The sequence below is a fragment of the Candidatus Defluviilinea proxima genome (genome assembly GCA_016721115.1).
GTDB classification, from domain to species: domain Bacteria; phylum Chloroflexota; class Anaerolineae; order Anaerolineales; family Villigracilaceae; genus Defluviilinea; species Defluviilinea proxima.
In genome coordinates this window covers 962,313-974,400 of sequence record JADKIW010000001.1, presented here as the reverse complement: position 1 = coordinate 974,400, position 12,088 = coordinate 962,313, and the positions used below count along the sequence as shown (strand labels likewise).

7 protein-coding genes are annotated in these 12,088 nt (G+C 50.1%); all 7 read left to right on the top strand.

The window, feature by feature from the left end; all coding sequences use genetic code 11:
- The 7 genes from IPP66_04555 to IPP66_04525 all read left to right on the top strand — a co-directional run bounded on the left by IPP66_04555 (position 1) and on the right by IPP66_04525 (position 12,074).
- Positions 1 to 231 (top strand): hypothetical protein, encoded by a 231-nt coding sequence (locus tag IPP66_04555; GenBank protein ID MBK9924544.1) that lies wholly within the window; start codon positions 1 to 3, stop codon positions 229 to 231.
- Positions 228 to 989: a class I SAM-dependent methyltransferase gene (locus tag IPP66_04550; protein MBK9924543.1), complete on the top strand. Its 762-nt coding sequence runs from the start codon at positions 228 to 230 to the stop codon at positions 987 to 989. Before IPP66_04555 ends, IPP66_04550 begins: the two co-directional genes overlap by 4 nt.
- Positions 990 to 1,051: 62 nt before the next feature.
- On the top strand, positions 1,052 to 1,765 hold the full coding sequence (locus tag IPP66_04545; GenBank protein ID MBK9924542.1) for a class I SAM-dependent methyltransferase: 714 nt from the start codon (positions 1,052 to 1,054) through the stop codon (positions 1,763 to 1,765).
- 52 nt (positions 1,766 to 1,817) lie between these two features.
- The gene (locus IPP66_04540; protein MBK9924541.1) at positions 1,818 to 3,944 is read left to right on the top strand and encodes a glycosyltransferase family 39 protein; all 2,127 of its coding nucleotides are present in this window, start codon (positions 1,818 to 1,820) and stop codon (positions 3,942 to 3,944) included.
- Positions 3,945 to 4,053: 109 nt separating this feature from the next.
- Positions 4,054 to 9,096 carry a glycosyltransferase family 39 protein gene (locus IPP66_04535; protein MBK9924540.1) on the top strand — a complete coding sequence of 1,681 codons (5,043 nt, stop codon included), beginning with the start codon at positions 4,054 to 4,056 and terminating at the stop codon, positions 9,094 to 9,096.
- A gap of 127 nt (positions 9,097 to 9,223) precedes the next feature.
- Positions 9,224 to 9,580 carry a DUF952 domain-containing protein gene (locus IPP66_04530; protein MBK9924539.1) on the top strand — a complete coding sequence of 119 codons (357 nt, stop codon included), beginning with the start codon at positions 9,224 to 9,226 and terminating at the stop codon, positions 9,578 to 9,580.
- A 40-nt stretch (positions 9,581 to 9,620) separates the two neighbouring features.
- Positions 9,621 to 12,074 (top strand): hypothetical protein, encoded by a 2,454-nt coding sequence (locus tag IPP66_04525; GenBank protein ID MBK9924538.1) that lies wholly within the window; start codon positions 9,621 to 9,623, stop codon positions 12,072 to 12,074.
- The last annotated feature ends 14 nt before the right edge of the window (positions 12,075 to 12,088 follow it).

Below are 12,088 nucleotides of genomic sequence, written 5' to 3'. Positions count from 1 at the left end.
ATGGAATCGCTGGGTATCAATTTAGGTTTGCTATTCGCTCAAGTGATATTTTTTGTCTTGTTCGTTGGCCTGCCATTCGTTGGTCTGCCACTTATTGCATTGATCGGCCTTGCAAAGAAAAAGATGAGTGGTGTTCCGCTTGCTTTGTGGGTGCTTATTATTTGTGCCATTCCAGTATTGGGGGCGGTGGCGTATTGGATCGTTAAACCAACTGCTGAGAGTAAAATTTGAAAAAAGATTTTCTGTTTCTACAATTGCGTGACCTGCCCTACTTCCGTGCGTTTTTGCGCGCGGTGGAGAGTTCGTATTATCAAGACCTGCCATTGCCCGCGCCTGTTTATGATGTAGGATGCGGCGACGGCCATTTCGCTTCGTTGACCTTCGACCAGAAAATTGATGTGGGTCTTGACCCGTGGCATGGACCCATCCACGAGGCGAAGAAGTTCGGCGCGTATAAATCGCTGGTGGAGTCGGATGGAGCGAAATCACCTTTCCCCTCGGAACATTTTGCCAGTGGATTTAGCAACTCGGTGCTTGAACACATTCCGCACATCGACGATGTTTTGAAAGAGACCGCACGCGTGTTGAAGAAGGATGCGCCGTTCTATTTCTGTGTGCCGAACACGAGATACTTTACCGAGTTGTCCATTTCAAAAGTTTTGGGCAAGCCGTATGAAGAATGGTTTCGCAAGATCTCGCGTGTGGAACATGCGGACGAACCCGACGTATGGAAGGAACGTTTGGAGCGTGCAGGTTTTGAGTTGGTGCGTTGGTGGCATTACTTTTCGCCCGCTTCGATGCGCGTGTTAGAATGGGGCCACTATTTTGGAGTCCCTTCTGTCTTTGCCCGTGTTCTCACCGGTAAGTGGATTCTCTCTCGTACGGAATGGAATCTGTGGCTGACGAAGAACTATGTAAGCAGGTACGCTTCCCCTGAACCGCTCGATAACGGGACGTTCACATTCTATATTGCACGCAAGAGACCGTAGACGTTGGACCATAGACCATAGGTCTTGATCATCGTCCATTGTCCACGGTCCATTGTCTAATTATGCCCTTCGACGAAAATTATTTCTCCTCCCACACGTACGCAAATATTACCTTCGCCAAGTACAGCATGTACTGGTGGTCCAATCGATTCTATGCCACGCTCGCGCGCCGATACGGTAAACGCGGAACACGTTTTCTGGAAGTTGGCTCAGGCATGGGGCATCTCACCGGCCAGCTTGAAGATACGTTTGAAACGTTCGGTTGTGACCTCAACCACTGGGCGGTCAAGCAATCCAAGGTGGTTGTGGAGAAATCCCATTTACAAACGGCCAGCGCGCAGGAACTTCCGTACGCGGACGGCGTCTTTAATGTCGTGATCATCAAGCACATCGTGGAACATTTGCCTGACCCGCAAAAGGCAATTAACGAGATTGGCCGTGTCACCGAGAAGGGCGGAACGCTCATCCTTGCCACGCCGAACCTTGATTCCCTGCTCAAACCGTGGAAGGGTGATAAGTGGATCGGTTATCAAGACCCAACCCATATTTCTCTCAAACGTCCCGCTGAATGGTTTTCCTACGTGAAAGATGCTGGTTTTACGATCCAGCGCACGTTTGCAGACGGTTTCTGGGACGTTCCGTATATTCCTCTTATTCCCAAACAGATCCAAAAATTATTTTTCGGTTCGCTCGGTGGTTTTCAAGCGATCTCAAGCCTGGTCTTTCTGCCCTACACATGGGGTGAAAGCGTTATTGTGATCGCGAAAAAGAACTGAAACACAGAGTACGAAATACCATTTATATAACTCTATAGTGTAACGAGAAATCATGATGGATACCCCCCAACAACCAGACCCCGCGCCTCAGCAGGAACCCAGTGTTCTCGATTACGTAAAATTCCTCTTTCGATTCGGGCGAAGTGGACGGATTCAACTACCGGAGTTTGATGACGATTCTGCGGTTGACGATGAACCTTTGCAAAACAAACCTTTCCCCTGGCGTTCTCTTCTTGCTCTTCTCTTCGCGTTGATCGGGCAAAGAGCCTTTGAACCACCCGCCACGTCAGCTCCGTTTGGATATGCTCTCTACCTTGCTGCAGTTGTCATGTTGGGTTGGGCTATGTACCTGAATGAATGGAACATCGAAGCATACAAGCCCACATCTGAGGGCGCCGACCCTCTCACGTATCGTCGGCTCGCGTTCTTTGTCAGCATCACATTGGCATTTGTGTCTTTTGCCCTGTTCACCGAAAACAAGTTCACGCTGATCAACATCACAGTTTGGGTGATCGCGATTCTCCTCTTCTTATTTTCCTTTTGGCTCATGGTTTCAAAGGATCGGTTTTCAGGTATTGTCGGTTTCTTCCAACGTGATGCGTGGACGATCACTTTCACACGTTGGTCATTGCTTCTTGTAGCAGTTACCGCTCTTGTTTTCTTCTACCGGTTTTATCATACTGTCAGCGTTCCACCTGAACCGTTCAGCGATCATGCGGAAAAGCTCCTCGATGTGTACGAAGTCTCTATTGGGGAAACGCGCATTTTTTTCCCACGTAACACCGGCCGCGAGGCCATCCAAATGTATTGGACCCTCCTCATTGCCAAAGTCTTTGGCACGGGGCTTTCGTTTCTTAGTCTCAAACTTGGCACGGCCATCTTCGGCTTTTTGACTCTTCCCTTCATTTATTTGCTCGGCAAGGAGATCGGCGGGAAACGTGTGGGCCTCTTCGCCTTCTTTTTGGCGGGGATTGGATACTGGCCCAACGTCATCAGTCGTATCGGACTTCGCTTTCCTCTGTATCCTCTCTTCGCCGCCCCCACGCTCTTTTTCTTAATCCGAGGCCTGCGGACGCGGAACCGAAATGATTTTCTCCTCTCCGGCCTCTTTCTAGGACTCGGCCTGCATGGGTATAGTCCCATGCGCATTGTGCCATTCGTGGTTGTGACGGCGTTCGTGTTGTATTGGCTTCATTCACAATCCAAAGGTGCACGCAGAGATATTCCGATCTGGTTGACGATGCTTGGGGTCACAGCGTTGGTTGTTTTCATTCCATTGTTGAGTTATTGGAAGGATCACCAAATGGAGTTCGGGTTCCGTGCCTTTTCCCGTTTGAGCGATATTGAAACGCCTTTGCCGGGCCCGGCTTATCAGATCTTTTTCTCAAACCTTTGGAAGGCCCTGCGCATGTTCAACTTCGATGATGGCGAGATCTGGGTTAATTCCCTGCCTCATCGTCCCGCGTTGGATGTGGTTACAGCTGCGTTGTTTGCGTTGGGAATTGTCCTTGTGCTGGTGCGATACCTTCGCAACCGTCACTGGCTGGATTTGTTCCTGCTCGTGTCCATTCCGTTGTTACAGATGCCGTCCATTCTGTCGCTGGCGTTTCCCGGTGAAAACCCGGCGCTCAATCGCGCAGGTGGCGCATATATCCCGGCTTTCATTGTCGGGGCGATGGCGCTTGATGGTCTCCTCACCAGCTTCGGGCGTGGAAAGATGCGAAGCGTCCTGATGTATGGCATCGCAGGTCTTTTGTTATTCCTCTCCGCCTCTCAAAATTATGATCTGGTCTTCAATCAGTTTTATGCATCGTTCCGTCAGGGATCGTGGAACACATCGGATATGGGCAAGGTCATTAAGGAATTCGAACAGACTTATGGCAGTACCGATACGGTTTGGGTTGTGCCATTCCCGCATTGGGTGGACACGCGCCTGCCTGCGGTGTGGGCAGGCATCCCGAATCGCGATATGGCGATGTGGACGGATAATTTACAGGGCACGGTAGAATTAAAAGGCCCGAAGATGTTCATTGTGAAAGCCAACCTGGAAGACCTCTCCACGAACGATCAGGTTTCGCTCGATAAGTTGAAATCGCTGTACCCGAACGGACAATTACGTTTATTTGACTCGGATGTATCGGGTCACGATTTTTGGATCTTTACTGTACCAAACCAATAATACGCGCTGAGCGGAGCGTAGCGCAGTCGAAGCGCAGGGTTGTATGTAACCTTACCCTTCGACTGCACTCCTCGTTGCACTCGTCGTTCCGCTCAGGGCGAGGGATTTTATGAAACGCGAAAAATACTTCTGGATCTATGATGTTCTTTTCCTGTTGGTCTTTGCACTGGCAGGCTATTTGCGTTTGACGGGTGTAAGCTGGGGCGAAGCCCAGCACCAACACCCCGATGAGAACTTTCTTTCCGGTGTTCTCAGTAATTTGCATGCAAAAACCTGCATCGATGAGGCTGTCCCTGTGGAAGCCTGCCCATCAGAAAAACAACGCTGGATGACCATCGGCGAATATTTTGACAGCGAAACATCCACGTTGAATCCCTATAACCGCGGATATGCGTTCTTTGTCTACGGCAACTTGCCAATGGTGATCACGCGCATTGCCGTGGATGCTGTTGGTCCGGGTACCGACCCGAAATTGTTGGGACGTCAGTTCTCTGCATTAGCCGACTTGTTCAGCATCGTCTTTTTGTATTTACTCGTCTCGCGCATGTATGGGCGCAAAGTGGGTTTGCTCGCCTCGTTGTTCTCCGCGTTGACTGTGATGCAGATCCAGCAATCGCATTTCTTTACGACTGATTTGTTCGTCAATGCTTTTGCATTCCTCGCGATCTACTTTGCGGTGGTGATCGTCAATCGCAAACCAGAAACTGCTGACTTCAAGTCACTGCTTTCTGCCCGCCTATTCACTCATCCGCTATTCCTTTTAAGTATTGGTTTTGGTGTGGCCTTCGGTATGGCTTTGGCCTCGAAAGTCAATATCTATCCGCTTGCGATCTTGTTGCCGGGTGCGTTTGCATTACGATATTTGATTGCAGATCGTCATGCGTTGACCGTGGACGATGGACAAATAACCGAAACTGTTCTCCCTGAAGTAGAACAGGGTGAAGGCGAAACCCTTGTAGTCGACTCGTCTCCCATCGAGATTGATCTTAACGATAACGACGAAGTCTCCGCAACTCCTCAAGAACCAATTACCAACACTCAATCATCGCTTAACAATTACCTTCTCTTTGTCGCCGCTTGCCTCATCATTGGCGGACTTGCCGCATTCGCATCCTTCCGCATCTTCCAACCGTATGCCTTCAGCGGGATCATGCCCAACGAACAATGGGTTGCTAACATTCAGGAACAACGCAATCAGGCCAAAGGTGATGCTGACCTGCCTTGGAACTTGCAATGGGCAAGACGCTCACACCTCTATTCATTTATAAATTTAACCACTTGGGGTCTTGGTCTTCCGCTCGGCATCCTTGCATGGATCGGCTTCCTCTACATGGGTTGGCGTATCCTCAAAGGCGAATGGCGTCATGCCTTGCTCTGGGGTTGGACGGGGCTGTACTTCTTCTGGCAATCGCTTCAATTCAACCCAACCATGCGTTATCAACTGCCTGTCTATCCGCTGTTTGCGATGATGGCAGCGTGGTTTATATTTGAGTTGGCAGGTTTCAACGTTGAAACGTTGAAACGTTCAAGCCTGCGAAAGATTTCTGCAAGTGTTCTTGGTATTACTGTTATTGCTCTTACCACCATCTGGGCCTTTGCTTTCCATAGTATCTACATCCGCGAAGAACCTCGTATGGCCGCCTCGCGTTGGATCTTCCAGAACGTGCCCGGCCCGATCAACGTTCAGATACAAAAATTGGGTGACGCGACTTATAACCAGCCTCTGCCATTCCCTACCGGTGGCTTTATACAAGCGGGGATTCCCTACGACACGACCTTTGTCGCGCAAACTGATGGGATCGTGGATAGCATCACATTGGGACACGCCGCCAACCAAGCCGCCTCTCCCTTAACGCTTAGCCTGATTCTGTCCGAGGTGCCTGATCCAACACCCGAGCAGGCTCTCACTACTGGCTCACTTAAATCCAGCTTTGCCACAACGACCAACCTGCAAGGCGATTTCCAGACCATCAAACTCGATAAACCTATTCCCGTCACGGCGGGAAAACAATACTACCTGCGCTTCACAGTGGATGCTGGTTCGCTTGCTATCAGCGGTGCAGCTGTTATCAACGAAACGGATTATGACTATGGCTTGCCTTTCCGCATTGACGGTTATGATGCGTTCGGCGGTATCTATCGTGGTGACCTCAATTTGCAAGTGTATTGGGACGACAATCAGGAAAAACTCGAACGGTTCATATCCACACTCGCACAGGGTGATTACATTTTCATTCCTACCAATCACCAGTATGCACAGATCACCCGCCTGCCGGAACGTTATCCGCTTACAACGGTGTATTACCGTGAACTCATGGGGTGCCCGTTGGATGCCGATATCATCCCGTGTTATCACGAGGCCAAACCGGGTGATTACCAAGGCAGGCTTGGCTATGATCTTGTAGCAGTGTTTGAGACTTTCCCGAAACTTGGCCCGATCGAGATCAACGATCAATATGCAGAAGAAGCCTTCACCTTTTACGATCATCCCAAGGTCTTTGTTTTCAAGAAAAACGCAAACTTCAATCAGGGGCAAGTCCGTGCTGTGCTCAGCGCCGTTGACCTTTCCACGGCGGTCCATCTAACGCCTCGACAGTTCAAAGATTATTCCACCCTGTTGCTCCCCGCCGATAGACTTGCAAGTCAACGTGCAGGTGGCACATGGTCACAACTCTTTGATTACGACTGGTTGCAAAACAAATATCCGTTTGTTGGTTTGCTCATCTGGTATATCTTCATCTTTATCCTTGGGCTGGCGGTTTATCCCATCACTCGCCTTGCCATGCCCGGATTGGGCGATAAAGGGTATCCCCTGAGCCGTGCATTGGGGCTCGTCATTCTCGGTTACTTCTCGTGGATCGGCGGCTCGCTTGGCGTTCCATACACACGCACAACGATTGCGATTGTGTTTGGCATCATTGTTATCATCGGTATCCTGCTTGCCTACTATCAACGCGATGAATTGCGCGAAGAATGGCAGACCAAACGTAAATATTTCCTGATGATCGAGGGACTCTTCCTCGTCTACTTCCTCATTGACCTGCTCATCCGCATGGGCAACCCTGACTTGTGGCATCCCGGCAGAGGCGGCGAGCGCCCAATGGACTTCTCGTATTTCAACGCGGTCATCAAGAGCACTTCCTTCCCGCCGTATGACCCGTGGTTCGCAGGCGGATACATCAACTATTACTATTATGGTTTCTTGTTGGTTGGCACGCCGGTTAAATTGCTCGGCATCGTCCCGTCCATTGCTTATAACTTCATCCTCCCAACGCTCTTCGCCTTCGTTGGGATCTCCGCCTTTTCAATTGGATGGAATCTATTCTTAGGTCCCTTCTCCCAGCGGGAGAGGGCGGAGGGTGAGGGAGAATCTTCATCCTTCAACATTCAGCCTTCAGCCTTTGTCGCCGGTCTTGCCGCTACTTCCCTCGTGATCTTGCTTGGTAACCTCGGTACTCTTCAACTCATTTACAACAAACTGCAACAACTCGGTGCGGGCGCCTTCAGTTGGGATTCGACATTTATCCAACGCCTGACATGGGCTTGGAATGGCTTCATGGCAACACTCAAAGGCGCCGCGCTTCCCATCGGACCTGGAGACTGGTACTGGGATCCAAGCCGTGTCGTCCCTCCAGGCCCCGACAATTCGATCACCGAATTCCCGCTCTTTACATTCCTCTATAGCGACCTGCACGCGCACATGATCGTCATGCCGATTGCATTGCTCGCGATCAGTTGGGCGCTGTCAGCGGTGGCTGGAGGATTCAGAAAACTGAATCAGACCTCCCGTCCGGCCGAGGCGTGGGCGTTATCTGGTTTCATGCTCCTCGTTGGAGGGTTGATCGTTGGCGCGGCGTATCCTACCAATCTATCCGACTCATATACCTATTTGTTGATCTGTGTCATTGCGTTGGGATATTCCATTTTGCGATATGTGGATGGGACACTTATCAAACGCGCGTTGCTTGCGGTGGGATCCATTGCTGCGTTGTACATCCTTTCGCGTTTCTTGTATGAGCCGTATCGCATCTGGTACAGCCAGGCTTACAGCGCGCTTGACCCGTGGAAGGGACCGTTCACTCCCATCGCTTCATACCTGACGATGTGGCTGGTGCTTCTGTTCATCGTGGTCTCGTGGATGACGTGGGAAACGCGTGAGTGGATGGCTTCGACCCCGCTCTCTGCGTTGAAGAAACTGAAACCCTATCAGGTGCTGATCGAAGGCGCCTTGGTTGGATTCGTGCTTGCGTTGTTCTATTTACAATATCACCAATCAACCACCGATTACGGCGGCATGAGTATCGGATGGATCGCCTTGCCTCTTGCGGCATGGGCGGGTGTGTTATTGTTGAACCCCAACCTGACCGATGCAAAACGTTTTGTGTTGTTCTTGATCGGTACAGCGTTATTCATCACGATCATGGTGGAAGTGGTTGCCGTGCGCGGTGACATCGGCCGCCAGAATACCATTTTCAAATTCTATTTGCAGGCATGGCTCATGTTGGGCGTGAGCGCGGGCGCCGCACTGGCATGGACGTTGCCTCCCTTCTTCAAGTGGCTTCCCGGCTGGCGTGCATTCTGGCAAGGGATGATGATCCTTCTTCTTTCGGGCGCTGTTCTCTATACGATTACCGCCACGAATGGCAAGATCCGTGATCGCTGGATCGTGGATGCTCCGCGCACGCTTGACTCTATGAAGTACATGCAATATGCCAACTACGATGACTTTGGCCAGCGCCTCGATCTGAGCGAAGACTATCGTGCCATCCGCTGGATGCAGGATAATGTGCAGGGTTCACCCGTTATTGTTGAAGCGAACTGTCTTGAATATCACTGGTGTACGCGCTTCACTACTTATACCGGTTTGCCCGGTGTTGTCGGTTGGAATTGGCATCAGCGCCAACAACGAGCCTTCACTTCTACGCAAGTGCAGGAACGCGTGGATCAAGTCGGTGCGTTCTACAACAATATAGACGTTGAAGCTTCCCGCAACTTCCTCAAAACATACGATGTGAAGTACATTATCGTCGGTCAACTGGAACGAGCCGCTTACACTCCGGATGGTCTTGCCAAGTTTGTGCAATTCGACGGCACTTACTGGAAGTCGGTCTATCGCGATGGAAGCACAGTGATCTACGAAGTGATGAAGTAACCTCCGCCCTGAGCGAAGGATGCGTTTACAGAGTATCGCATAATTTGGTAAACAAGAACGCCAATTTCCCTTTGTAATTTTCAACAGGGATTTTACTAAGTTATGAAACAAGCGATAGGAGAAAACCATGATCTTTCACATAACATCTCGCACCGCCTGGCAGGCCGCGCAGGCCAAAGGCGAATACACGGTTGAAAGCCTCGAGACCGAAGGCTTCATCCATTGTTCGACGGCGACACAGGTCTTGCCCGTTGCTGAAAAATATTATGCGGGCCAAAATGGTCTTCTCTTACTTGTGATAGACCCTACGCTTCTTTCCTCGACCTTGAAATGGGAAGACCCCTCCGGCGGAGCGCCTCCGCCCGGTGTTGCTGTGGGTGAACCTTTCCCACATATCTATGGTCCGATCAACCTTGATGCCGTGGTCAATACACTCAGCTTCGTGATGGATTCCAACGGCGCCTTCAAAATGCCGAAGATCTAATCACAGAATCTAAAATCGTAAATCCAAAACCGTAAATCGAATGACTTCCTTTTTCTCCTGGTACATCCTCATCACCCTGCTCGGCTGGATCACTTTCCCGCTGGCATATCATCTTTTCCCGGCACTGGCAGATCGTGGATACACACTTTCGCGCACGTTCGGCCTGCTGGTTTGGGCATTCATCTTCTGGCTATTCGCCTCCCTCGGCATCGCACAAAATGACCTAGGCGGACTGTTGCTGGGGTTGATCGTAGTGGGAGGGGCAAGCGCATATTTGACCGTAAATCGGAAATCGGAAATCCAAAATTGGCTTGGCGAGAATTGCGGTCTGATTATCACAGCCGAGCTTCTCTTTCTTGTAACATTCGGATTTATGGCATTTGTCCGTGCCAGTAACCCGGAGATCACAACGGCTGGTGGCGAGAAATGGATGGAAGTCGCTTTCATTAATGCCATTCTTCGCTCGCCTGTTTTTCCGCCACACGATCCGTGGTTGTCTGGTTACGCCATATCCTATTACTATTTCGGTTATGTAATGACTGCCATGCTGGCGAAGTTCACCTCTGTGCCTGCCAGTATTGCTCATAACTTGATGCTTTCACTTGTCTTCGCTTTGAGCGCGATTGGTGCGTATGGGATTTTGTATAACCTGTTGAAGACCATCGACCATGGACCAAAGACTGATGATGATAACCATCGTCCATGGTCTGTTGTCCATGGTCTACCCTTGCTTGCTCCTCTGTTTCTTCTGCTTATTTCCAATGTCGAAGGTTTTCTCGAAACGCTCCATAGGCTTGGCCTGTTCTGGAAGGACGGACCAAATTTCTGGAAATGGCTCGACATTCCAGATTTGCGTGAGGCTCCATCGCAAGTTCTTGGGCTGGCGCCGGACCGATTTTATTGGTGGTGGCGTGCTTCTCGTGTGGTCCAGGACTATGATCTGAACGGAACATTCCGTGAAGCAATTGACGAATTCCCCGCCTTCTCCTTCGTGCTCGGAGATCTGCATCCACATGTGTTGGCGATGCCGTTCGTGTTGCTGGCGATCTCGGTCGCCTTGAACATTTTCCTCGGCGGATGGAGTGGGAATATCAACCTGTATTTCGGTCAACTCAAGATCAATAAACAGGGACTTGTCGTCAGTGCATTGGTGTTAGGTGGTTTGGCGTTCCTGAACACATGGGATGTACTCTTCATTGGTGTGCTCATGGTTCTCAGCTATGCAATGGCTCGGGTCCGTGAATCAGGCTGGAGTTGGGAAAGACTCGAGGATGTCCTGTTGTTTGGTATCCCATTGGGGATCACGGCGTTTGTACTGTATATCCCATTCTTTATAAGTTTTGATTCTCAGGCGAGTGGTATTGTGCCCAATTTTATGTACCCCACTCGTGGCGCACACTTGTGGGTGATGTGGGGTACGTTGTTCGTCCCGTTATTCGCCTTTTTGATCTATCTGTGGGGAACGAAAGCCCCGGTAAATTGGCGCGCCGGTGTTCTAACATCTCTGGGTGTTCTGTTGGCGCTCTTCACGGTGTTGTTCACAGTTGGATTTTTGGCAACACGCTTTACGCCTGACATTGTCAAATATGTGCTTGATGAACAACAACTTAATATCGGTACGTTGATTTCCAAAAGCATGGAACGCAGGTTGTCTTATGTTGGGAGCCTGCTTACATTAATGGCCTTGTTGACCATGGCCTTATCCTTCTTGTTTTCAAACCGACAACAGGAACCAGTTGACTACGAATCACAACCTACACAAATTGACTCGCCTGCTTCATCGTTCGTTCTCTTGATGATCGTTATTGGTGTTCTTCTCATCCTTGGCATCGACTTTGTATATCTGCGTGATGGATTTGGTTATCGCATCAACAGCGTCTTCAAGTTTTATTTTCAAGCATGGGAATTGTTATCTCTGGCGGCGGCTTTTGGCGTGTCCGTGATGTTTTTGAAACTGCCGAAGTGGCCTCTTGCTGTATACACATTGGTGATGGTCCTGGTCATCGTAGTGGGGTTGGCATTTCCTGTTTTTGCCTTCCCAACTCGAACAGACGATTTTAAAGTGGAGCATCCCGAACAACGCACTTTGGACGGTTCAACTTACCTTGCCAATGTTATGCCGGATGATTATCAAGCCATTCAATTTATGAAGGGTCTGGAGTTCGGTGTTATCGCAGAGGCGGTTGGCGGTCAATATAGTGAGTATGCACGTATGGCAACATTTACCGGTATGCCCACTGTGCTTGGTTGGCCTGGGCATGAAGGACAATGGCGCGATGGTTCTTTACAAGGCTCACGCAATCAGGATATTGAAACTCTGTATGTCACGCCGGACTGGTCTGTTACGCAGGAGATTATTAAACGCTACAACATCCGCTATATTGTTGTGGGTAACCTCGAGCGCACCTCCTACCGCGTCAACGAAGAGAAGTTCAATAACTTCCTCAAACCTGTTTTTCAACAGGGTAGTATCACCATTTATGAAGTGCCGTAACACCGTGCTGAGCG